Source organism: Nonomuraea sp. B1E8, assembly GCF_039871515.1.
GTDB lineage: Bacteria > Actinomycetota > Actinomycetes > Streptosporangiales > Streptosporangiaceae > Nonomuraea.
Map to the genome: position 1 here is coordinate 320596 of NZ_JBDPLS010000008.1, position 21922 is coordinate 342517.

The window sequence follows — 21922 nt, forward strand, 5'->3', positions numbered from 1 at the left end:
GACAGCCGTCTCCAGCCGAGCCCGGATCAGGGCGGGGGTACCGCCACCAGCGGCACCCCCGCACAGGCTCAGCGCACGCGGAAGGCGCGCTCCACGGTCTGGCTGACCGAGGTGCCCGCCGTGTCGCGCGCCGTGAGGCGGAGCGACGCGAACTCTCCCCGTCGCGGAAGGACCGGAACGATCGCCTTCCAGGTGTCCCTGCCGGTGGGCACGACTACGGCCCGGGTCCACGTGGCGCCGTCGCGCGACACCTCGACACCGATACGGGACAGTGGCCGGGTCGCCCCGGCCATGCGCTCCAGCCGCAGGGGCAGCACGAGGGCCCCGGGCCTGGTCGCGTTGTCCAGGTCGAGCTCCGGGTAGGCACGCAGCACGAACAGCGGCACGGGACCGGCACCCGACGAGGTGAACGACCACTCCGTCCTGACCTTGGTGGACAGCTCGCTGGCCTCGGGGTGAACCGTGCCGTCCAGGACGAGCTGGAAACGCCCGGGACCGGACTCGACGGGGAAGGTCACCGTACCGGGCAGCTTGTCGGCCGTTCCCACGACCTGGCCGTCTCGCAGGAGCGTCGTGGTGCCGCCGCCGTAGTCGCTGCTCCCGGTGGAGCGGCCGGGACGGGGCGGGTGCCACAGCGGTATGCGCGTGAGCGTGAACGCCTTGTCGTTCCTGGTCACGGTGGCGTTGCTCGGCAGGGCCGGGCCCACGACGCCCGTGTTCCACCACTCCTTCTCGGTACGGCCGGCCCGGTAGGAGTCGGGCTCGGCGTGCTCGTCGGTCTGGTGGAGACGCCCGGCCGGCATGGTCTCGATGGAGCGCGCCCACGGCACGCCTGGCGTGAAGTACCAGGTCGGCGTGGCCGGCAACGACACGACCGCCTGGCTCCACGAGGGGTAGGACCCGCCGGGGCCGTCGGTGACGGGTCCCGCGCCGAACGCGCCCGTGGCGTCGGCCCGGAGGGTGGCCAGGTGCGCTCGTACGGTGCCCAACTCGCGATCACGTACCCGCAACGAGCCAGGCACGGATCCCTCCCTGCGCAGCAGCAGGTTGTACTGGTAGGGCGTGTCGGTGAACGTGCCGTCCGCGCGCAGGGCCGCCAGCTGGGTGAACGTCTCGAAGCGGAACCCGTGCGCCTTTCCCTCGGTGGGCGACACGCGGAACCGCAGTGGATCGGGGGAGACGTTCCGCGGCAGCGAGAAGCGGTCGAGGGAGAACCGCGCACTCCACTGCCGGCCGTCCTGGCGGTCCTGGATGAAGGTGAAGGTCTCTCCGGCGGTCCTGGCATCGGCGTGGTCGGTCGCCACGTTCAGCAGCCGAGCGTCGCGGGCGTCGAAGACGAGCTCTCGGTCCTCCTTGACCTCCAGGCCGGGCACCGGCACCACGCTCAGCTCGTCATGGTGGTCGGGGAACGCGGTCCGCAGCACGGCATAGGCCAGATAGCGGCCCGCGGGCACGCGGACGGGTCCCTCGCTGTCGCCGTGGTTGACGCCGATGCGGATAGGGGCGCCGCCGCTTTCCGGCATGAGCGTCATCGGCATGTAGTCGTCCGGGCGGTCGGGGACCGTACCGAGCTGGTCGATCATCTTCACATGGAGGTCGTAGCTCTCCACTTCGGTGGAGAGGTTGACCAGGGTGGAGATCGTGACGCCGCCGCCCGTCGCGGTGACGCGCCCGGGGAAGGCGCCGGGGCGGGACGACTTCACCTGCGCGGTGACGGTGACCGCCGCGGTGCCGTTCGAGGGGACGGTCACCTGAGTGGCGCCCAGCTTGTACACGCCCTCGGGCGCGTCCAGGGCGAGGTCGAGCGTGACCGGCGCGGTGCCGGAGTTGCGGTAGGTGAGGGTCCGCTCGATGGGTTCGTCCTCGTACGGCCAGCGCAGGTGCCCGAAGGACAGCGTGCCCGCGTCGGCGGCGACGCTCTGCTTGACGGCCTTGGCGACGTCCACCCGCCCGGCGCCGTTGTCGGTGAGCGGCCCACCTGGCTTGACCGAGCCGACCAGGGCCGCCTTGAGCTGCTGCCACGTCCAATCGGGGTGCTGCTGGGCCAGGATGGCGGCGGCGCCCGCGACGTGCGGGGCGGCCATCGACGTGCCGGAGTACGCGATGTGGCCGGTCGTGCCGGCCCGGGCGGCGGTGATGTCCACGCCGGGGGCGGTCAGGTCGGGCTTGATCGCGAAGTCCGCCACGCGGGGGCCTCGGCTGGAGAAGCTCGCGAGCTCGTCCTCGGAGTCCACCGCGCCCACCGTGAGCGCCGAGTCGGCGCTGCCCGGGCTGCCGAGCGTGCTCGCGCCCGGCCCGTCGTTGCCCGCGGCGATCACGAAGAGCACGCCGCTGTCGGCGGAGATGTGCTCGACGGCCTGCTCCAGCGGGTCGAGTCCGGGCTCGTCCGGGTGGCCGAGGCTCAGGTTGACGATCTTGGCGCCCTGCTGGGCGGCCCATTCCATGCCGGCGATGATGCCGGAGGCGTTGCCGCTGCCGCGGTCGTTCAGCACCTTGCCGCTGATCAGCCGGGCCCCGGGCGCGACGCCCTTGCGCGCGGGCGTCCCCGCGGCACCCTGACCGGCGATCGTGGCGGCCACATGGGTGCCGTGGCCGTGCCGGTCCACGGCGTCCTCGCTGTCGGTGAAGTTCTGGGCGGCCTCCACCCGGCCCGCGAGGTCGGGGTGTTCGTCGTCGACGCCGGTGTCCAGAACGGCCACCTTGACACCCTCGCCGGTGAACCCGGTCTGCCAGGCCTCGGGCGCGCCGATCTGCGGAACGCTGCGGTCGAGCGAGGCCTTGACGGGCGCGTCCAGCCACACCTTCGCCACCGAGCTGTCCTGGTCGAGCTGCGCCCACACGGCCCGCTCGCGCGGAGCGGTGGCCGCCACGGCGTTGATCGAGGCCAGCGTACGGGCGCCGGCCAAGGAGGTCATGGGCGCGGCCCCGTCCCGATACTGCACGATCAGCGGCAGCCCCTTGACCGAGGCGTCATCCAGTCCGGCCGCGATCAGCCGGGGAACCTGGAACAGGCTGCGATCCAGGACACCCCTGGCCACGTCGCCGGCGACGTCCAGCGGGATGAGCGTCCAGTCGTCCTTGGTGCCCTCCGTGACGTACCGGACGTCCTTCCGGCCGGGACCCGCCTCGAAGTCGACACGATCACCGTCCACGGTCACGCGGTCTCCGGTGATCAGCGTCACGCTCTTGGCGGCGGCCGAGTCGGGCGGTGGGGTGCCCGCGACGGCCGGGGGGACGGCGACCAGGGGGATCGCCAGCGCGACCACCGCGACGAGCGTTCTGGCTAACATCGTCGTTTCCTCTCATAGGGCATGAGGAGTCAAGCAGGGGAGGATTCGCACGATCAAGCAACCTGGGTGGCGCCATCGGTCATGGCGCATGTACGACACGGCGCCCGAGCCTCCGCAGCCGGTGGCTGGGCGGTCGGGGACCGCGGCGCGAAGGACTCACCCGCAGTGCCCCACGTACGTGGCGACCGTGTACTGCGGGTGCGCCTCCGGTGGCCGGATGGCGGGGTTGCGGACGTTCCTGAACGTGCCGCAGGCCGCGGCTAGCCCAAGACGTCGTAACTGAAGCCGGTGCTGAGGCGGTAGGGGTAGGAGCCGCGGCAGACGGCGGAGGACAGCTGGCGCGGGGCCTGTGCCAGACCTCCGTACATGCGTGTGCGGTCGGAGTCGGTGTCGTTCTCCTTGTAGCACCAGGTGCTGACCTGGAACTTCCAGGTAGTCGTGCACTTGAGGGTGACCACGCCGTACTTGCCGGTCTTGTTGCTGGTGGTGGAGCAGGACGCGGCGCTGCTGCTCTGTGCGGCGGCGCCGGCCGGCGCGGCGGTCACGCCACCGGCCAGGGCGGCGGATACGGCGAGGAGTCCAAGGGCGCGGAGGCGATGCATCTGATCTCCAGACGGTGAGGTACCGGATCGGGGCAGACGCCATCGAATCCCAGAGCGCTATAAAAAAACTATGAGCTCGCTATTCCCCACGCCGGGCCTCTGACGGGGGATGCGGGCCCGCCCAGGCCCGGGTCCGGCCTCTCCCGTCGCGAGCAGGTGCCGGCGGCCGGCTGAGGTGAGCTCTCCGGTTCCCATGTGGGTGCCCAGGCCGTGCGGGAGGAGGGTGGCGACGTCGGACGCGGCGGCGCGTTCCAGGGCCGCGGATGCGCGGCCAGAGGGGGACGGCGAGTGTCGTTCCCTGCTGACGGATCCGCCATGCGCCAACAGGCACCGGGTACGCCAGGTGCCTCATGGCCGTGGTTTCGCGGGACACATCCGGTCCGGGCCGAATACGGTGACGTGTTGACGATCGGCCAAGCCCGTAAGCCTTCCGGAGTCACTTCATGCGCACCGCAGCCGCAGTCCTCTCCTTCGTGCTCGCCATCACCCTCCTACCCGCCCCGCCCGCCAGCGCCGCGATTTCCGCCTCGCGGCTGCCGGGCGGCAAGGCCACCTATGTCGTCTCACAAGGTCATCTGAAGGCCGCCTCCCGGCAGAACTGGGTCCGCCTGGGCAGCTACCGCTTCGCCGCCGACGGCACGGTGAGCGCCGCCCTGTACCTGTGGTGGCAACGTCACCCCAAGGCCAGGCAGCGCACCGGCACCGTCCCCGACCCGAGCTGCACCACCAAGGCGGGCGGTGCCGCGTCGCGGCCCCGCGCCTGCGAGGTGCTCACCGCCGGGGGCTTCACCGGCGGCCCGGACGAGAAGCGCACGGGGACGTACACCGTGGCGGGCGACGTGCTCACGATCCGGTGGAAGATCGCCCAGACGTGGACGGAGCAGTGGTACGTGCGGCGCTCGCCGGACGGCAGGCTGGCCCGCCTGGACCTCAAGCGGAGCACGCTGGCCACGCACGGGTACGCCTACGGCAGCAACGCCGCGCTCGGCACCCGTCGCGCGATGAGCTCGGTCAAGGCGTTCCCCAGCTCGCTCAGGCAGGACCTGACGAGCTGGGCGAGCGGCAAGCTCGTGAGGTCCGCCGACCAGCCGTTCGGCCACTCCGCCTTCCGCGCCTGCACCGGCACCACCTCGTGCCTGACCTACCTGCAGCCGTCCTCGCGCGGCGCGTGCCAGAAGTCCGGCGGCTGCCCCAAGTACGGAGGCGGAACGCGCCCCAACATCAGCTCCATCCAGTACTACCTGACGATGATCTCCAAGTCCGACCGCCGTGACACCTTGTGGCACTGGTGCACCTGCCTGGCGATGGAGCGCCGTGAGTTCTGCTACACCGGCAACTCGCACGTCAAACCGCTCATGCAGATCATCGACGACAGGGGAGCGTTCCGCGGCTGGGTCGGCGCGGAGGCCTCCTTCTCGACGGGCTCCCGGGCCACGGACATGCTGGCGGTGCTGCGCATCTCCGACTTCCGCTGACCGGTCCGCACCTGAGTGCCCGCGTCCCCCGGCGCGTTCATGAAGGAGGCCGGGGTCGTCAAGAAGGGGCGCCGCGGCGGGACCGCAGGCGGGGCGCCCCGGTGGCGTGCTGCTAAGGTGCGGCGGATGAGCGGACGTGGAGTTCTTGTCACCGGCGCGTCGCGAGGCATCGGACGCGCGATCGCGGCGGCCTTCGCCGCCCAGGGAGATCGGGTCGCGATCCACCACCGCGACTCCGCGAAGGAGGCGCAGAGCCTGCTCGACGAGGTGCCGGGCCGGGGTCATGTGATCGTCCAGGCCGACCTGGCCGACCCCGACGGCGTGCGGCGCATGACCGACGAGGCGGCGCGCGCCCTCGGCGGCATCGACGTCCTGGTCAACAACGCCGGGCTCTTCCTCCACCACCCCATCACCGAGATGTCCTACGAGCAGTGGCAGGACGCCTGGCGGCGGACGCTCGACGTCAACCTGACGGGCGCGGCCAACGCCACCTGGTGCGCGATCCAGCACATGCCCGCCGGAGGCCGGATCGTCAACGTCTCCTCGCGCGGCGCCTTCCGCGGCGAGCCCGACAGCCCGGCCTACGGCGCGAGCAAGGCAGGGCTGAACGCCTTCGGCCAGTCACTGGCCGTCGCGCTCGCCCCGCGGGGCATCGCGGTGGCCTCGGTGGCGCCCGGGTTCGTCGAGACGGACATGACGAACGAGCACCTCAAGGCGCCGCGCGGCGACGCGATCAGATCGCAGAGCCCGTTCGGGCGGGTGGCGCGGCCGGAGGAGATCGCGACGGCCGTGCTGTACCTCGCGTCGCCGTCCGCCGAGTGGGCCAGCGGCACGGTGCTCGATCTGAACGGCGCCTCATACCTCCGCTGACAAGCCACCCCAAATCTCATGATCTCCGTGAATCAGGCGGTTATTGTGAATTTCTAGGCACTTCGGAAACTCCTATTCGAGGGGGACGGCGTGGCCAAGGGGTGCTTGTACGCGCTGGCATCCGGCGCGGGATGCGTGACGCTCGTCGTGCTCGGCTTCGTCGCCTACGTCCACCTCGGATCAGGCGTCCTGCTCCTCGCCCTGCTGATGGCGCCCATCGGCCTGTGCGGACTGGTCGTCGCGCACGACGTCATGAACCACCGGGCCGTCAACGCCAACGAGCGGCTGCGGCTCGCCCGCGAACGTGACCGGGTCCGGCGTACCGTCGACCTCGTCACCGACCCCTCCCTCACCGACGTCGAGCGCCTGGCCGTGATCGACTGCTTCATCCCCAGGCTGGGACGGAACCCGGCGCGGTCGCCGTACCGTGACAGGTTCGTGGCGGTGGACGAGCTGTCCCCGCCGTCACGCGCCCTGCTGGAACGCGCCAGAGCAGCCGTCATGTCCGTCTACACCTCCCAGGTCATGAGGCGGCGGCTGCTGGACGACCTGGCCAACGAGACCCTGTTGCCGAGGCAGCTGTGGGAGATCGCCATGCTCCTGCGGGTGCAGACGCACCTGCAGGAGGAGCAGGACGAGGCCCGCCAGGGACGCGTCACCCCCGAACTGCTGGCCGTGCTCGAACCCCAGCAGGAGGCCCTGCGCCGCTCCGTCGCGTCGGTGACGGCCAGAGTCGAGAGCCTGGAGCGGTACGCCGGGCGGGTCGAGGAGGCCGACGCCGCCCTGCGGGCCATGGACGCCCTGGGCAACAACCACAAGTACCGGGCTCTGCTGGCCCACACCGACGACGCCGAAGGGCTGCGCGAGCTCGAAGCCCAGGGAGACACGCTGCAGGAGACCCTGAGCAGGAGCGTCCGCGACGCCATCGAAGCGGGCCAGACCCTCGAACCCGGCCCGCCCGCCTGACCAGGCCGTCGCACGACGCAGCCGGGAGCGTCCGGTCACGCGACCGCAGCGGCTCCTGCCCGGCGACCGCGGTCACGTGAGGCGGCGTTCCAGCAGGTGCGCTCCCCGGCCCGCCAGCAGCGAGCCGCACCACTCGCGCAGATCCGCCGGGTCGGGCCCGCGCACCTCGCCGTCGGCCAGCAGGCCGGCCCAGTCGAGCAGGGACTCGGCCAGCATGAGCGGCACCCCGCGCCGCTCGTGCACCTCGGCCGCCGCCTCGAAATGCTCGCAGGCCCGCCGCGGATCCCCCATGGCGACGCGCAGGTGCGCCAGGTAGTGGTGGCCGCAGTGGTGCGCCACCGTGCCGTGCCCGAAGGTCTCGCCGTCGGCGGCCAGCGCGTCGTACAGCTGCCCGGCCAGCTCGGCCCGCCCCAGCCTGGACGCGGCCACGGCCAGGTTGTCGAGGGCGGGCCGGTAGGCCATGTTCCGTGGCGGCTCGGCGCCATGGTCGGCCAGGATGCGGTCGAGCAGGGGAGCGGCCTCCTCGTCGCCCAGCTCGCACAGGAAGCGCAGCACCGCGTGCACCGGGTCGACGCGCGGTGCCCGGGCGGCCCGCCGCAGCCGGTCGCCCAGCTCCCACAGCCGCCCCTGCAACCGCCGGATCTCGCCGATCTGCTCGGCGTAGATGGCCACGGCCTCCAGGCGGCGCCCGATCTCCGAGCCGAGTCGCATGGCGGCCTCCGCCTCGGCCTCCGCCTGCGCCAGGTCGCCCTGCATGAGGGTCAGCCCGGCCCTGGAATAGCCGATCACCCAGTTGAGCTGGGGTTGCGCCAGCCGGTGCGCGAGCTCGTCGGCCTGGTCGAGCAGCGTCGCCGCCCTGGCCGCGTCGCCGCTGTCGAGCACCGGGGGCGTGCGCTGCACGTACGCGTGGAACAGCGCGAGGTCGTCGCCCGTCATGCGGGCGGCCTCCAGCATCTCGTCGCCGTCGCGGTGCCGCTGGTGCAGCGGATCGGCGGGGATGATCGTCAGGCTGCGCAGCCCCAGCACGCCGGCCAGCGTGCGCGGGTCGCCGGACTTGCGGGCCAGCGCCACCGCCTCGTCGCTCAGCGCGAAGCGCCGCTCGCCGTTGGGCGCCCAGATCAGCTCCGAGGCGAGCTGGGCCGCCAGCAGCGCCCTGGTGCTGACGTCGGTGGAGTCGACCAGCCGGCGCGCCTCGGTCAGCAGGGCGATGCGCTGCGTGTCGGGCGCCGCCGAGATGGTGGAGAAGCCGCGGTCGCCGCCGAGCGCGGCCATGACGATCAGGTCGTGTCGCTCGCACTCCCTGGCCAGGTCGGCCGCCCGCACCAGGGTCTGCCTGGCCTCAGGGTGGCCCGCCAGCCACATCGCCCTGCCGCACTCCACGAGCAGCTCCGCGCGCCGCTCCCGCGTGGTGCCGGGGAAGTCGCCGAGCAGGTCGAGCACCCGCTGGTACCAGGTGACGGCCTCGCGGTGGGCCAGCCCGGCCAGCGCGTGTTGCGCGGCGCGCACCGCCGCCTCCGCCGCGGCGCGCACCCGGGCGGGGTCGCGGCCGTGCTCGGCGGCGGCCAGCAGATGGGCGGCCACGACGTACGGCCGGGCCTCCATGGCGTCCGGGTCGGTCCGCGACAGCGCGTCGGCCACCCGGCCGTGCAGCAGCCCGGCGCGCGGCGCGGACAGGTTGGCGTAGAGGGCGTTCCTGGTCAGCTCGTGCGTGAAGTGGCAGGAGCCGCCGTCGGACATGCTCACCAGGCCCGCGCCCATCGCCTCCTCGACGGCGGCCACGAACCGCGCCTCGTCGAGGTCGAGCCCGGCCCGCAGCTCGGCCGGCTCCATGCGCTCGCCGACGGCCAGCAGGTTGACCAGGTCGCGCGCGTCGGGAGGGAGCTGCGCCATGCGGGCCACGGCCATCCTGGACACCGAGTCGGGCACGGCCAGCGCGTCGAGGTCCTTGCCCGCGGCCAGCTCTCTCACCACCTCGCTGACCAGGAACGCGTTGCCGCCCGTGATCCGGTGCAACCGCTCGGCGTCGCCGCGGGTGCGCAGCTGCGCCAGCGCGTGACCGACCTCGTCGAGACCGAGGGCGGGGACCGGGATGACGCGGCTTTCCGCGGTCACCTTGTGCAGCTCCGGCATCGCCGACTCGACCGGCAACGGCCGCGACATGGCGAGGACGAGCATGGGCAGGGCGTCGGCGTCCCACATGAGGGCGTTGAGCATCTGCAGCGACTCCAGCGTCGCCCACTGCAGGTCGTCGATCACCAGCAGCACCGGCCGCACGGTGGCCAGGCGTTCGATCAGGGTGCGGGCCGCGGCCATCAGGTGGTAGCGCTCCGAGACGGGCTCGGTGGCGGGCGGCACCTCCAGCGACAGCGGCGGCGCCGCCAGCGACGGCGCGAGCCGGACGAGCTGGCCGCACCGCTGGTCGATCCCGGCCCGCAGCAGCAGCGCGGGTGAGGTGCGGGCCAGCCGTTCGACCGCGCCCGCGATCGGTTCGTACGCCTGCCGCGCCGGATCCATGCACCGCCCCGCGAGCACCGTGAACTGCCGCTTGAGCGCCCGCCTGGCGACCTCGGAGGCCAGCCGGGTCTTGCCCACCCCCGGCTCGCCCTGCAGGATCACCAGCCCGCTGCCGAACTCGGCCGCCGCCAGCTCGCCGTCCAGCGCCCGCAGCTCCTCCTCCCGGCCGACGAAAGGCAGCACGTGGTTCTCGTCCAGCCACGGGGCCGGCCCGCCGCTCTGGTGGTGCTCGGCGCTCTGCCAGTGCAGCTCGTACGTGTGCAGCGGCTCCCGCAGCCCCTTGCCGGGCAGCCGGCCCAGGTCCTTGAACTCGTGCCTGCCCCGCCCCTGCGCCAGCCGGCGTACCAGGTCGGTGCAGAGCACCTGGCCGCCCTCGGCCAGCGCGACCAGGCGTGCCGCCTCCACCGTGGGCAGCCCGCTGACGTCGTCGCGCCCCCAGCACACGTCGCCGGCGGCGAGCGCTGCCCGGATGGAGATCTTCTCCGGGGCGCGCTCGTTCTCGTCGGCGACCGCCTGCTCGACCGCGATGATGGCGTCGAGCCCGGCCGTGGCCGAGTCGAACACCGCCATCAGCCCGTCGCCCAGGCTTTTGGTGAACGTCGAGCCGTTGGCGGTCACGACGGACTGCAGCAGCTGGTAGAGCCGGCGGAAGACGACGTTGGCCCGCTCCTCGCCCAGCCTGACGCGCAGGGCGGTGGAGCTCACCACGTCGGTGAACAGGATGGTCGCCGTGGTGAGCGCGCCGGGCGCGTGCGGGGGAGTCACGCGCGCGGCCCTTGCGGCGTCCGCCCTTCCATGGCCCGCACGGGCGCGCGCAACCTGCCGCGGACGTCACGGCGGACCGCCCGGGTCGCCACCGCGGGGCGCGACTGCCCGATCCGCCAGGCGCGGGCCAGCTCTTCGGGGATCCGGAACGCCGCGGACCCGTCGGAGTGGCGGTCGATCAGCGCGATGACGATGTGCCTGCCGGCTTTGCGCGTCAACCGGCGGGCCACGGCGTCGACGGGGCCGGCCAGCCAGGAGTGCCGGTGCGCCGACCGCGCCGCCGCGTACAGGGCGGTGAACCACCATGCGGGCTTCGGCACCTGGAGCAGCTCGGGCACCTGGTCGGCACGGTGGGCGGCATCGCGGAAAACCCAGTGCACCAGGCTGCGCGGCAGCTTGCGCCACCCCAGGGGCATGAACTCCTCCATCTCCGCCAGCAGCGTGGCCATCAGCCGGCGGCCCTCCTCGCTGGATTCGTAGAGGCGGCCGAGACGCTCGCTGACCGGCTCGACGTCGGCGAGCGTGAGAGGCCTGTCACGGCAGGCCTCGACGCCCATCAGATGGCCGAAGACGCTCCACGTGTAGAGGTGGGCGGCGCGCTCTTCCTCGGTCAGCACGACGCCCATGCGCTCCAGAGCCTCCCACGTCACCACCGAGAAGTCGAAGATGGTGGCCAGCAGCAGTTCCTGGTTGACCGGGGGCCCGTACCTCGCGGTGTCCCAGTGGTCGGCGTAGCGCTCGTCGACCACGGCGCGCACGAACGAGTGCAGGATGCGCAGCCCGATCGCCGTGGTGTGCCCGGGGCCGCCAGGACGCAGGCTGCCGGTCGCCCTCAGCCCCATCACGTCGATCAGCATCTGCCCCGTCTCGGCCACCCTCCGGGTGAGGCTGTGCGTGGCCAGGTTGGAGACGCCGGCCAGCACCTTGGCGCTGGACACCTCCACGTACGCCATCGGCAGGCACTTGCAGAACAGCGCGGACGACTGGTAGAGCCCGTAGTCGGCGAACACGGCCTGCCCCCTGGCCAGCAAGTCGGCGTCGTCGCCCCAGCCGGGCAAATCCTTGGCGAAGTCGATGGCGTCGAAGATCTCGGATGCGGGCGGCTCGCCCGAGGGCGCCCTCGCCTCCCGCTTGGCCTGCCCCAGCTCGGCGACCACGGCCTTGAGCAGTTCCAGCGGGCCGCTCCCCTCGGGCTGGGCCTCGAGATAGTCGGCGACCACCTTGTCGATGTCGGGATCCGCCTGCTGCCTCAGTTGCCGGAACCGTTCCTCCGGCCAGCGCTCGTCCTGTTCCGTCATATGCCCCGTACTCCAGATTCGGTCAGAGGCCGCCCCGTTTGCGCAGGGCGGCGACATCCAGCAGCGTGATGGTCCGGCCTTTGACGGCGATGAGATGGCGCGACACGAGCGACTGCAGCGCCCGGTTGACCGCCGGTCGCGACGCGCCGATCAGCGCTGCCAGGTCGGACTGGGTCAGCCCCGGCATCTCCACCACGCCGTCGGCGTGGCCGTGCTTGTCGGCCAGTTGCAGCAGCAGTTTCGCCAGCCGCCCGCCGAGGTCGAGGAAGGCCAGGTCGGCCGCCTGGTCGGTGAGCCTGCGCACCATGTGGCCGAGCATGCGCAGGAACTCGTCGGCCAGCCCGGGGTGCTCCCGCATGAGTTCCAGCAGCCGCGCCCTGGGCAGCGCGAACACCCACGCCGCCCGCGCCGTCACGATCGACGCCGAGCGCGGCGAGCCGTCCAGCAGCGCCATCTCGCCGAAGGTGTCGCCCCTGCCCAGCATGTTGAGCACGATCTCGTCGCCGTGCTCGGTGGTGAACACCACCTTCACCAGGCCGTCCAGCAGGACGTAGAGGGACTCTCCCGGGTCGCCCTGGTGGAAGATGATCTGCCCCGAGCGGTATCTCCGCGCCAGCCCCGCCTGAGCCGTGCTCCGGATGCCGCTCTCTCCGAGCACGCGGAACAAGGGGATCTCCGCCAGCACGGCGGCGATCGCCTCGGCGTCGTGGGGGAGATGCCCTTTCATGCAAGAACTTTAGGCCGCATTCCGCGCTTGGACAGGGAGCCGCCGCCGTTGCCTGGAATGTGACGAGGAACACAGCCGTACTGTGTCGTCCGGAACAGACCGGACAGATCACTCGACGCACGGTGGACCTGCCGGACGGGATCGGCCCCCCTAGTACCCGGACCGGCAGGGAGAAGACCGACATGCACGTGGAGACCATCGAGCGTCCCGGCACGGCCACGGCCGCGCTGGTGTCGGCCGCGCAGGAAGGCGACGCGGCGGCGTGGGAGCGGCTGGTCGAGGAGTTCAGCCCCATGCTCAGGGCGCGCATCCGCAGGTTCAGGCTCAGCCACGAGGACGCCCAGGACGTGCTCCAGACCACCTGGCTGCTGGCCTGGCAGAACCTGAAGAGCGTGACCGACGGCCAGCGGATGGCGGGCTGGCTGGCGACCATCGCCTTCCGCGAGTGTCTCAAGCTCACGAGGCGGACGAAGGAGATCTGCACGCCCGACCTCGATTCGCTGGGCAGCACGGACGACGTCGACAGGGAACTGGCCAGGATCTGGCTGGCGGGCACGCTGGCCGAGCTGGTCGAGGAGCTGCCGGCGGCGCAGCGGGTCCTGTTCAGAGCGCTCACGGAAACCTCCGAGCCCCACTACGTGGACGTGGCACGCAGGCTGGGCAGGCCGGTCGGGAGCATCGGGCCCACCCGAGCCCGCTGTTTCGCGAAGCTGCGCGGGCTGCTCCAGGCTCGGGAGATCACCCGCGACTTCCTTGACTGACTCACTTCGTGTCCGGGCCGAGCGGGATCGCCTCCAGGAACGGCTCGAAGTCGAAGTGCTCCATCTCGTACGCGTCGGGATCGGTCGCCGACGGATAGCGGTAGACCCTGCGCGGACGGCCGAGCCCCGGATCGCCGGCGAACATGTCGCTGACCGCCTGGGGGACCAGGCCGCGCTTCATCTCCTCCGCCAGGCCCTCGGAGATCTCCTTGGTGAACGGGGCGTCGTAGAGCGCGGAGACGTTCTGGTAGACGCGGAAATAGCTGACGATGAAGCGCATCCGGTCGCGGTAGGACACCCAGTCGGTGACGCCCGCCATGGACGCCTCCTGGTCCTCGGTGATGAACTCCTCGGCCAGCTTGCGTACCTTCTCGTTCCGGATCGGCGCCCACACCTCGGCCAGGTCGACGCCGGCGGGCGCGGTGAGCGGCCTGCCGACCTTGACGTCGCTGAGCGGCGTGCGCACCGCGAACATGTGGCGCGTGTAGAGGGAGGACCACGCCGACTCCAGCAGGCGCGTCAGCCACGGCTGGTCCTCGTGCCGCGCGCTGTAGAGCCGGAACCTGGGGAAGGGCCGCCGGGTCACCAGCGAGCGCAACGACCGCCACGACACCCGCGTCAGCCACCTGACGGGCCGGTAGAGCACGAGTTCGAGGGCCTTCTGCGCGCGTGCCTGCTCGTAGGCGGACAGCGCGATGTTGGCGCCCAGCACCAGCTCGGCCCGTGCCGCCGGATCGGTGGTCTCCCGGGCCTCGACCAGCAGCTGCGCGGCGTCCTTCAGGTAGCGTTCGTCGGCGTCGGCCAGCAGGTCGGTCAGGAACCGCGGCGGCGTCGGCGTCAGGCCGGACTCGGGGCTCACCCTGAGGTAGCGGTCGGGCGTCTCGTTCCACAGGTTGACCGCGAGGCTGGCCGTCTCCAGGAAGATGGCCCGGTTGGCCAGCGCCAGCCCGAGCCGGTAGCTGGGGCCGAGCAGGGTGAGCAGCGCGGCCCTGAACACCCGCATGAACCGCTGCGGCACTCCGAGCCGGCGGCCGGCGTCCTCGATGAACGGCGAGCCGGGGCTGAGGTCGAGGCTCTCCCCGACCGCCTTGGACGTCCAGGTGGCGTAGCAGTACCAGTTGGTGGTGTCCCTGCCGAGGTGCGCGGCCAGGTCACCGGCGACGCGGTGGTAGCTGTGGGCGATGACCATCGCTTCGAGCGCCGGGCTCCGGTCCTTGTAGGACGCGATGCGCAGCACGTCGTCCGCGGTCATCGGAGTGTCGGACATGGGGTCTCCCGTGTTGCTGGTCCCGTCGCCTCGAAGAGCGCGCTCCAGCGGCGTCGGATACGGTCGGCGGCCGGCTCTGCCCCGTGGCCGCCAGCCAGGAGCGTAGGAGCCGCCGCTTGCGACGGGCTTGCAGACGAATCGTCGATCCGCCGCCCCGGGCGGCACTCCCGGGGCGGCGCTCTCAGTCCAGCACCACGATCTTGCTGAGCACGACGTACCCGCCGAGCGCCCCCGCGCCGCCGGCGGCGGTCGCCGTGGTGAGGTTGACCACGAGGTCATAGGTGCCGGCGCTGAGCCGGCCGCGCATCGGGACGGAAGCGGTGTACCGGCCCGAGCCAGGGGTGAAGGTCAACTCCATGGGCGGAGAGGGGTGCCGTGACTCACCACCTCCCGGCCGGTCGGTGATGATCTCCAGCTTCCAGCAGCCCGTCAGCCAGTCGACCAGCTCACCGGTGACCTCCCAGCTCACGTCCACGGTCCAGCCCTCGCCCCGCCGCACGACCTTCGTGGGTTGAGCACCCGGATCGACCACCTGACCATGCAGGGTCCCGGCCAGCTGCTCGGCCGGCACCTTCATCACGTGGAATTCTCCGGTCGCCATGTCGCCCTCCTCTCCGCGGGGCGGTGCCCCGTGCGAAGGTGCAGAGCGCCGGTGATGGCGGGGAAATACGCACCCGTCCGGTGGTGGATGACGGACTTCCGGCCGTCCGTCTAGCGCAGGCGGACCGCGTCGGGGCCCAGCTCGGTGACGTCGCCGACGCCCAGCAGTTGCAGGGTGCGTACGAGCTCGGCGTGCAGCAGGTCGAGCACCCGGCGCACGCCCGGTTCGCCGCCCGCCATCAGCCCGTAGAGGTAGGCGCGGCCGATGAAGCAGGCCTTCGCGCCCAGCCCGACCGCGGCGGCCACGTCGGCGCCCGTGCGGACGCCCCCGTCGAGAAAGACCTCGGTGCGGTCGCCGACGGCGGCCACCACCTCGGGCAGCAGCTCCAGCGGCGTGGGGGCGCGGTCGAGCTGCCGCCCGCCGTGGTTGGACACGACGATCCCGTCGACCCCCACCGCGGCCAGCTCCTTGGCGTCGTCGACCCGCTGCACACCCTTGACCAGCAGCCTGCCCCGCCACGCCGACCGGATCCAGCCGAGGTCTTTGATCGTCACCGAGGGGTCGAACATCAGGTTCGTGATCCCCGCCAGGTCGTCGGGCGCGCCGTCCACGGTGGCGAACCTGAGCGGCTCGCTGGTCAGGAAGTCGAACCACCACGCCGGGTGCCGCACCGCCTGGAGCACGCTCCGCCAGCGCAGGGACGGCGGGACGGTCAGGCCGTGCCGCACGTCGCGCAGCCGGGCCCCCGCCACGGGCACGTCCACGGTCACCACCAGCACGTCCATGCCCGCCTCCCGCGCCAGGGACAGGACGTCCAGGTTGCGGGCGCGGTCGCGGACGACGTACAGCTGGAACCAGTTCCACCCGCCGGGGGCCGCGGCGGCCACGTCGCCGGCGCTGGTGGTGCCCATGGTGGACAGCGTGTACGGGACGCCCGCGCGTTCGGCGGCCCGCGCCACCGCCGGCTCGCCCTCGCGATGCATCATGCGGGTGAAGCCGGTGGGGCCGAGCACGACCGGCATCGCGATCCGCCGCCCCAGGATCTCGACCGCGGTCGTGGCCTCGGCGACGTCGCGCAGCACGCGGGGACCGAACTCCACCCGCTCGAACGCCTCCAGCGCCCTGGCCATCGACCGCTCGCCCTCGGCCGCGCCGTCGACGTAGTCGAACACCATCCGCGGAGCCCGCCGCCTGGCCAGCAGCCGCAGGCCGGCCACGTCGGCGGCGCCCGCGATGCGCTGCGCCGCGGACCAGCGGGGCCGGCCGGGCATGACGGCGCGCAGCTCCCGCCGGCGGGGCAGGCGCCGAGGCTGCTTCGGTGTGGCGTCGATGACCAGGACGTTACCAAACGATCCTGGACGAACCGCGTACGGTGGGATGGTGATCGACCACTGGACCGCGCTCGCGGGCGGCTCGCCCGCGAGCCTCGCCACCGGGGCGGAGCTGGTCGCCCGCTGGTCGGAGCCGCACCGCCGCTACCACACCCTCGGTCACCTGGCCGCCGTGCTCGCGGCCGCCGGCCGGCTGGCCGGCGACGCGGACGATCCCGCGGCGGTGCTGCTGGCCGCCTGGTTCCACGACGCCGTCTACGACGGCAGGCCGGGCTGGGACGAGGAGCGCAGCGCCCAGCTCGCGCAGTCGAGGCTGCCCAGGTGCGGCGTGCCCGCCGGCCGCGTCGCCGAGGTGGCCAGGCTGGTACGCCTGACGGCCGCCCACGACACGCCGGCCGACGGCGACCGCGACGGCGCCGTCCTGTGCGACGCCGACCTCGCCGTCCTCGGCGGCCCGGATTACGCCGGCTACGCCGCGGCCGTGCGCGAGGAGTACGCCCACGTGCCCGACGACCTGTTCGCCAAGGGGCGCTCCGAGGTGCTGCGCCGGCTGCTGGCCGGGCCCTCCCTCTACCGCACGGCGCGGGCGCGCGAGTGGTGGGAGGAGGCCGCCCGCGCCAACCTGGCCGCCGAGCTATCGGCGCTTGCGGCGGCGCAGGCCGGCGGCGACGAGCCGCTGTAGCAGCTCGCGGGAGCCGACCGCCTGGGCGCCCAGGGACACCGCGCGGGCGTGCACGGTCTCCGGCACGTCGTAGTGGTCACGGTCGAACGCCCGCTCCGGCACCCCGAGCCGCAGCGCGAAGTCGTGCAGCTCCCGCAGCGAGCTGTCGCTGACCAGGTGCGACCACATGAGGCCGCGCGGCCCCGGCCAGTTGGGCGGGTCGATGAGGACGGTCACGACCCTCAAGAATAGAAGGACGCCGGGGCCAGGCCCCGACCGGGCGGGCTTGGACGCTGAGGCGATGGGCCGCCGGGTCAGCGCCGGACGGGCACGACCCGGGGCCGCCAGGTCGGCCCGCCGCCTCAGCGCCGGACGGGCAGGACCCGGCCGCGCACGGCCAGTTCGCCCAGGTCGGGCAGCACGATCTCGGCGCCGTGCACGTGGAGCTCGGCCGCGCCGCCGCCGTCCCTGGCGACCGCGATCACCAGCCCGAAGCCGCCTTTCCTGCCCGCCTCGACGCCGGGCAGCGCGGACTCGACCACCGCGGCCTTGGCGGCGGGGAGGTCGAGGCGGCGTACGGCCTCAAGGAACAGGGCGGGGTCGGGCTTGCCCGGCAGGTTCATCAGGGCCGCGTCGTTGCCGTCGACCAGCAGGTCGAACAGGTGCGTGACGCCCGCCGCGGTCACCAGCCTGCGGCCGTGCAGGCTGGCCGACACGGCCGCCGTACGCGCTCCCCGCCGCCGCAGCTCGTGCAGCAGCGCGACCGTGGACGGGAAGGCGGCCACGCCGTATTTGTCCACCTGGGCCATGAAGATCTGGTCCTTGGCCAGGCCGAGCCCGTGCACGGTCGGCGCGCCGGGCTCGTCGTCGGGCGCGCCCTCAGGCACCGCGATGCCGCGCGCGGCCAGGAAGGTGCGGATGCCGTCGAGCCGGGGGCGCCCGTCGACGTGGCGGAGGTAGTCGTCGCGGATGTCGAAGGGCGCCGAGCGGCCGCGCAGGAAGGCGTCGAAGACGTGCTTCCAGGCGGCCGCGTGCCCCCGGGCGGTGTCGGTCACCACGCCGTCGGTGTCGAACACGACGGCGCTGATCACGCCCAGGTCGATGACGGGCTCGTTCGCGCTGCGCTCGTTCACAGTGCGAACGTAACCGCTCTACCAGGCGACGGGTAGCTCTTTCACGCCGTACACGATGGCGAGTTCCCTGAACGGCACCTCGCCCGCCACGCGCAGGCCGGGGAAGCGGCGCAGCAGCGCGGGGAAGGCGATGCGCATCTCCATCTGCGCCAGCGGCGCGCCGATGCAGCGGTGGATGCCGTGGCCGAACGCCATGTGCGAGCCCGCGACGTCGCGGCCGGGCCGGACGACGTCGATGTCGTCGCCCAGGCCGGGGTCGCGGTTGGCGCCGGTCAGCGAGCAGAGCACCATCTCGCCCTTCTTGATCGGCACGCCGTGCAGCTCCATGTCGTCGCGGGCGAACCGCGGGAAGGCGACCTGCACGACCGTCATGTAGCGCAGCAGCTCCTCGACGACGTCGTTGATGTAGCCGTCGACCTCGCGCACCTTGGCGGCCTGCTCGGGATTGCGCAGCAGCCACAGGGTGCCGAGCGCGAGCATGCTGGTGCTGGTGTCGTGGCCGCCGGTCAGCAGGCCGTCGGCCATGCTGGCGAGAGTGCGGTCGTCGAGCTCGTCGCCGTGGTCGCGCAGCAACTGCCCGAGCAGCCCTTCGCCCGGCTGCCGGCGCTCCCTGGCCACGAGGTCCGTGAGGTACGCCATCGCGTCGTTGATCGCCTGCAGGGACGCCTCGGGACCGGCGGTGAAGTCGAAGCGGTCCTTGCTGAGCTTCACGAAGTCGGCGCGCTCGTCGTACGGGACGCCGAGCAGCTCGCACACGACGAGGGACGGGATCGGCAGCGCGAACTCCTCGACCAGGTCGACCGGCATGCTCTCGGCGCCCTTGGCCTCGATGCGGTCGAGGGCCTCCTCGACCATGGCCTCGATCCGCGGCTCCAGCCTGCGCAGCCGCCGCACGGTGAACTCGGGCGTCAGGAACTTGCGCAGCCGGGTGTGCTCGGGTGGGTCGCGGAACCCGAGGCCGCCCGGGTCCTCCTGGTTGGACCCGAGCCCGATGACATTGGCGAAGTCGTTGCTGAAGCGTTCGTGGTCGCCGAGGACACCGCGCACGTCCTCCCAGCGGGTGACCAGGTAAACGGTCTGACCGCCGGGGATCTCCATCGGGAAGACGGGGTGCTCGGCCCGGATGCGGCCGAGCTCACCTACGGGATCGAACCCGTCACGCATGAACTGGACGAGAGGGAACTCGTTGTCTGCCATCGATATCCGTCCTGCTGGGATGCATCACACCATGTCGGGATAAACCCCTCCATAGATGGTCCCATCCGGAAAGGCGACTGATGCCCTACCAAAGGAGGAATTTGTTCTCGACCCGGTGGAGTTCGTCCCCACCCTACGGCTCCGCCCGCGGACGGGCCCGCTGCTCCCGGAGCTCACCTTATGTGACCGCCGGGTTACCCGATCATGGCTGGACGGGCCGTCCGGACGGTGGCAGCGAGAGGGCCGCCGGGGGTGTCCCCGGTCGCCTCGAACCGGTTTTCCGGAGTCGATCAAGCGTCGGAACTGGGGTGAAAGCTGGGCAAAATGGGGCCGCAGATGCCGTTTGGCGTACAAGATGGCGACATTCTGCGATGATCTCGTCGCATAGAGCCGGAGTTAGAGCCCCCACGGATAGTGACTGATGCCGACATTCGAGGACATAACAGCCTTCGTCACAGAGAAGCCGCTCGCCACCGCTGTCATCGCGCTGCTCAGCCTGGCCGGGCTCGCGCTGGCGTTCCTGGTCATCAGGGTCGTCTGGCGTGCGGCCGCCTGGTTGTTCGCCCGATACGTGGCCCCGCGTCCCGTCGAGGACGTGTTGACCATCGTGGCCGCGTCCATCGCCACAGGCGTGTCGGCGCAGGGCATGTGGCGCTTCTCCGGCGACGTGCTGGGGCTCGACGGGCCGCTGCGGCTGTTGCTGTTCGCGTTCATCGAGGTCGCGATCATCACCTCCGCCGTGCGCGCCCGCCGCAACATGCGCGAGAACTTCTCCGCCGGGATCGACGGCATCGCCGTCTGGGCGCTGACCTGCCTGACCGCCGTCCTGTCCAGCATGGACGCGCGCAGCGCGCCCGAGGCGCTGTTCAGGCTGGCCGCCCCGCTGGTGGCCGCCTGGCTGTGGGAGCGCGGCATGGCCATCGAACGCCACCGCATCCGCGGCACCGGCCGCATCAACTGGCGGCTGACGCCCGAGCGGCTGATGGTCAGGATGGGCCTGGCCGAGGTCAGCGACCGTACGGCCAGCGAGGTCGACGCCCACCGCAGGCTGACCCGCGTCGCGCTGGCCGCCAAGCGGGCCAAGGCGTTGCGCGAGGGAGGGGCGTCCGAGCGGAAGATACGCGGCGCGCTGAGCAAGCTCGACAAGGCCATGGACCAGGCCGTCGAGCACACCGGGCTGGCCGTGGACCAGAGCCGCCAGGAGGCCCTGCTGGCCCAGATCGCCGCCCTCTACAACACCTCCGCCCTCATCGACGCCGACCCCCGCGTCCCCTGGGAGCCGCAGGCCGACCACCAGCCGGTGCCCGCCCGCCCCGCCCTGCCGCCCGCGCTGGCCGAGCTCGTCGAGGACGAGGACGAGGACGTCGAGGTGCTCGACGCCACCCCGCAGGTGGTCAGTACGGCCGAGCGGGCCGCCCTGATGCGGGCCGCGCGCGACTACTGGGACCGGCAGATCGCCAAGGGCATCGTGCCGCGCACCGTCGACATCGCCCAGGAGATCGGCATCTCGCTGGCCACGGCGCGCGAGTATCGTGCTCTCTGGAAGCTGGAGCCGCAGGCACACGCCCTCATCGAGGCTCTGTACCACCAGCACGGCATCGTCGACACGGGCGCCTTCCCCGCGCTGGGGGCCGACGGGAGGGTGCTGACGAAGTCCTGAGGCGTCGTTGGAGGAGCACCGTTGCGGGAGCGCACGCTCGAACGTGTCAGGAAACTCCTGGCCAAGGCCGAACGCACCGACAACGAGCACGAACGGGCGACGTTCATGGCGGCCGCGTCGGCGCTCATGGCCAGGCACGGCATCGACGCGCTCCCTCCCGCGGGCACCCGCCAGACGCCCGGCGACCGCATCGTCTCCCTGCCCCACCCGTGGGCCAGGGAGAAGGCCCGCCTCGTCAGCCTGGTCGCCCAGGCGGTGCGGTGCCGGCCCCTGCTCATCGGGCGGGGTGAGGGCGGGCAGCGGGTGCACGTGTTCGGCTTCGCCGCCGACCTCGAACGCGCCGACCTGCTGGCCACCTCGCTGCTGCTGCAGATGGCCTCGGGGCTCGCCCGCGTACGGCTCCCCGAGGGGGTCACGGCCGTGCGAGCCTACCGGCGGTCGTGGTTGCTCGGGTTCACCGACGAGGTGTACCGGCTGCTGTGCGAGGCCGAGTCCCGCGCCGAGGCCGAGTCCGCCGGCACCGGGACGGCGGTGGTGCTGGCCGACCGCAGGGCCGAGGTGGAGCGGGTGGTGGCGGCCCGCTACCCGGACATCCGGATGAGCGTGCCCAGGACGAGCGGCACCGGCTACCGCGACGGGGTCGCCGCGGGCCGCCGCGCGGACATCGGCCGCACCGGCATGAGCACCGCCACCGCCCCCGAGCTCGCCCGCTGACCCGTTCCCCGGGGGTAAGCCCTTTCCGGAGAGATCTGATTGGACGGGCTCCGTCTGCCAGTGACGCGGCGGGTGCGCTCGTCCGGGACC

At 72.3% G+C, this 21922-nt stretch carries 18 protein-coding genes; 7 read left to right on the plus strand and 11 right to left on the minus strand.

Annotation, left to right across the window (positions count from 1 at the left end):
- Positions 1 to 68: 68 nt before the first annotated feature.
- Both ABGA98_RS26915 and ABGA98_RS26920 read right to left on the minus strand, forming a co-directional pair.
- Positions 69 to 3290 carry a S8 family serine peptidase gene (locus ABGA98_RS26915; RefSeq protein ID WP_347621181.1) on the minus strand — a complete coding sequence of 1074 codons (3222 nt, stop codon included), beginning with the start codon at positions 3288 to 3290 and terminating at the stop codon, positions 69 to 71.
- A gap of 260 nt (positions 3291 to 3550) precedes the next feature.
- Positions 3551 to 3892, minus strand: coding sequence for a hypothetical protein (locus ABGA98_RS26920; protein ID WP_347621182.1), 342 nt, complete (start codon positions 3890 to 3892; stop codon positions 3551 to 3553).
- A gap of 443 nt (positions 3893 to 4335) precedes the next feature.
- Here ABGA98_RS26920 and ABGA98_RS26925 point away from each other — a divergent pair, with 443 nt between their 5' ends.
- From ABGA98_RS26925 to ABGA98_RS26935, 3 genes are all read left to right on the plus strand, one after another.
- Positions 4336 to 5367 carry a hypothetical protein gene (locus ABGA98_RS26925; RefSeq protein ID WP_347621183.1) on the plus strand — a complete coding sequence of 344 codons (1032 nt, stop codon included), beginning with the start codon at positions 4336 to 4338 and terminating at the stop codon, positions 5365 to 5367.
- Between the two features lie 126 nt (positions 5368 to 5493).
- Positions 5494 to 6237, plus strand: a complete 744-nt coding sequence (locus tag ABGA98_RS26930; protein ID WP_347621184.1) for an SDR family oxidoreductase — start codon at positions 5494 to 5496, stop codon at positions 6235 to 6237.
- 90 nt (positions 6238 to 6327) lie between these two features.
- Positions 6328 to 7203, plus strand: a complete 876-nt coding sequence (locus ABGA98_RS26935; RefSeq protein ID WP_347621185.1) for a hypothetical protein — start codon at positions 6328 to 6330, stop codon at positions 7201 to 7203.
- Positions 7204 to 7275: 72 nt separating this feature from the next.
- Here the strand turns inward: ABGA98_RS26935 and ABGA98_RS26940 are convergent, their stop codons facing one another.
- The 3 genes from ABGA98_RS26940 to ABGA98_RS26950 are packed head-to-tail and all read right to left on the minus strand — an operon-like array spanning position 7276 to position 12507.
- Positions 7276 to 10482 (minus strand): AAA family ATPase, encoded by a 3207-nt coding sequence (locus ABGA98_RS26940; protein WP_347621186.1) that lies wholly within the window; start codon positions 10480 to 10482, stop codon positions 7276 to 7278.
- Complete coding sequence (locus tag ABGA98_RS26945; RefSeq protein ID WP_347621187.1) at positions 10479 to 11780, minus strand: oxygenase MpaB family protein; 1302 nt, start codon at positions 11778 to 11780, stop codon at positions 10479 to 10481. The genes ABGA98_RS26940 and ABGA98_RS26945 overlap by 4 nt, the downstream gene beginning before the upstream one ends.
- Before the next feature lie 22 nt (positions 11781 to 11802).
- On the minus strand, positions 11803 to 12507 hold the full coding sequence (locus ABGA98_RS26950; RefSeq protein ID WP_347621188.1) for a Crp/Fnr family transcriptional regulator: 705 nt from the start codon (positions 12505 to 12507) through the stop codon (positions 11803 to 11805).
- 182 nt (positions 12508 to 12689) lie between these two features.
- Between ABGA98_RS26950 and ABGA98_RS26955 the strand changes: the two genes are divergently transcribed.
- Positions 12690 to 13268, plus strand: a complete 579-nt coding sequence (locus tag ABGA98_RS26955) for a sigma-70 family RNA polymerase sigma factor (protein WP_347621189.1) — start codon at positions 12690 to 12692, stop codon at positions 13266 to 13268.
- Between the two features lies 1 nt (position 13269).
- On the opposite strand, the gene ABGA98_RS26960 is transcribed toward ABGA98_RS26955, so the two are convergent.
- From ABGA98_RS26960 to ABGA98_RS26970, 3 genes are all read right to left on the minus strand, one after another.
- Positions 13270 to 14535, minus strand: a complete 1266-nt coding sequence (locus tag ABGA98_RS26960) for a hypothetical protein (RefSeq protein ID WP_347621190.1) — start codon at positions 14533 to 14535, stop codon at positions 13270 to 13272.
- A gap of 181 nt (positions 14536 to 14716) precedes the next feature.
- Positions 14717 to 15136, minus strand: coding sequence for a hypothetical protein (locus ABGA98_RS26965; RefSeq protein ID WP_347621191.1), 420 nt, complete (start codon positions 15134 to 15136; stop codon positions 14717 to 14719).
- Between the two features lie 110 nt (positions 15137 to 15246).
- Positions 15247 to 16407 (minus strand): alpha-hydroxy acid oxidase, encoded by a 1161-nt coding sequence (locus ABGA98_RS26970; protein ID WP_347621192.1) that lies wholly within the window; start codon positions 16405 to 16407, stop codon positions 15247 to 15249.
- Positions 16408 to 16516: 109 nt separating this feature from the next.
- Here ABGA98_RS26970 and ABGA98_RS26975 point away from each other — a divergent pair, with 109 nt between their 5' ends.
- Positions 16517 to 17149 (plus strand): metal-dependent phosphohydrolase, encoded by a 633-nt coding sequence (locus tag ABGA98_RS26975; RefSeq protein ID WP_347621193.1) that lies wholly within the window; start codon positions 16517 to 16519, stop codon positions 17147 to 17149.
- Here ABGA98_RS26975 and ABGA98_RS26980 read toward each other — a convergent pair.
- The 3 genes from ABGA98_RS26980 to ABGA98_RS26990 form a co-directional block, all read right to left on the minus strand.
- Positions 17102 to 17365 (minus strand): DUF4031 domain-containing protein, encoded by a 264-nt coding sequence (locus ABGA98_RS26980; protein WP_347621194.1) that lies wholly within the window; start codon positions 17363 to 17365, stop codon positions 17102 to 17104. The genes ABGA98_RS26975 and ABGA98_RS26980 overlap by 48 nt on opposite strands.
- Positions 17366 to 17490: 125 nt before the next feature.
- On the minus strand, positions 17491 to 18261 hold the full coding sequence (locus tag ABGA98_RS26985; RefSeq protein ID WP_347621195.1) for an HAD family hydrolase: 771 nt from the start codon (positions 18259 to 18261) through the stop codon (positions 17491 to 17493).
- Positions 18262 to 18279: 18 nt separating this feature from the next.
- Positions 18280 to 19458 (minus strand): cytochrome P450, encoded by a 1179-nt coding sequence (locus ABGA98_RS26990; RefSeq protein WP_347621196.1) that lies wholly within the window; start codon positions 19456 to 19458, stop codon positions 18280 to 18282.
- A 421-nt stretch (positions 19459 to 19879) separates the two neighbouring features.
- Between ABGA98_RS26990 and ABGA98_RS26995 the strand changes: the two genes are divergently transcribed.
- Together ABGA98_RS26995 and ABGA98_RS27000 are read left to right on the plus strand one after the other, a co-directional pair.
- The gene (locus ABGA98_RS26995) at positions 19880 to 21118 is read left to right on the plus strand and encodes a hypothetical protein (protein WP_347621197.1); all 1239 of its coding nucleotides are present in this window, start codon (positions 19880 to 19882) and stop codon (positions 21116 to 21118) included.
- Between the two features lie 21 nt (positions 21119 to 21139).
- Entirely contained in the window at positions 21140 to 21832 is a 693-nt protein-coding gene (locus ABGA98_RS27000; protein WP_347621198.1) for a DUF2786 domain-containing protein, read from the plus strand.
- Positions 21833 to 21922: the final 90 nt, after the last annotated feature.

Coding starts and splice junctions, on each gene's coding strand:
- ABGA98_RS26915 (WP_347621181.1), bottom strand. CDS start 3,290: ATGTTAGCCAGAACGCTCGTCGCGGTGGTCGCGCTGGCGATCCCCCTG.
- ABGA98_RS26920 (WP_347621182.1), bottom strand. CDS start 3,892: ATGCATCGCCTCCGCGCCCTTGGACTCCTCGCCGTATCCGCCGCCCTG.
- ABGA98_RS26925 (WP_347621183.1), top strand. CDS start 4,336: ATGCGCACCGCAGCCGCAGTCCTCTCCTTCGTGCTCGCCATCACCCTC.
- ABGA98_RS26930 (WP_347621184.1), top strand. CDS start 5,494: ATGAGCGGACGTGGAGTTCTTGTCACCGGCGCGTCGCGAGGCATCGGA.
- ABGA98_RS26945 (WP_347621187.1), bottom strand. CDS start 11,780: ATGACGGAACAGGACGAGCGCTGGCCGGAGGAACGGTTCCGGCAACTG.
- ABGA98_RS26950 (WP_347621188.1), bottom strand. CDS start 12,507: ATGAAAGGGCATCTCCCCCACGACGCCGAGGCGATCGCCGCCGTGCTG.
- ABGA98_RS26955 (WP_347621189.1), top strand. CDS start 12,690: ATGCACGTGGAGACCATCGAGCGTCCCGGCACGGCCACGGCCGCGCTG.
- ABGA98_RS26960 (WP_347621190.1), bottom strand. CDS start 14,535: ATGTCCGACACTCCGATGACCGCGGACGACGTGCTGCGCATCGCGTCC.
- ABGA98_RS26965 (WP_347621191.1), bottom strand. CDS start 15,136: ATGGCGACCGGAGAATTCCACGTGATGAAGGTGCCGGCCGAGCAGCTG.
- ABGA98_RS26970 (WP_347621192.1), bottom strand. CDS start 16,407: ATGCCCGGCCGGCCCCGCTGGTCCGCGGCGCAGCGCATCGCGGGCGCC.
- ABGA98_RS26990 (WP_347621196.1), bottom strand. CDS start 19,458: ATGGCAGACAACGAGTTCCCTCTCGTCCAGTTCATGCGTGACGGGTTC.
- ABGA98_RS26995 (WP_347621197.1), top strand. CDS start 19,880: ATGCCGACATTCGAGGACATAACAGCCTTCGTCACAGAGAAGCCGCTC.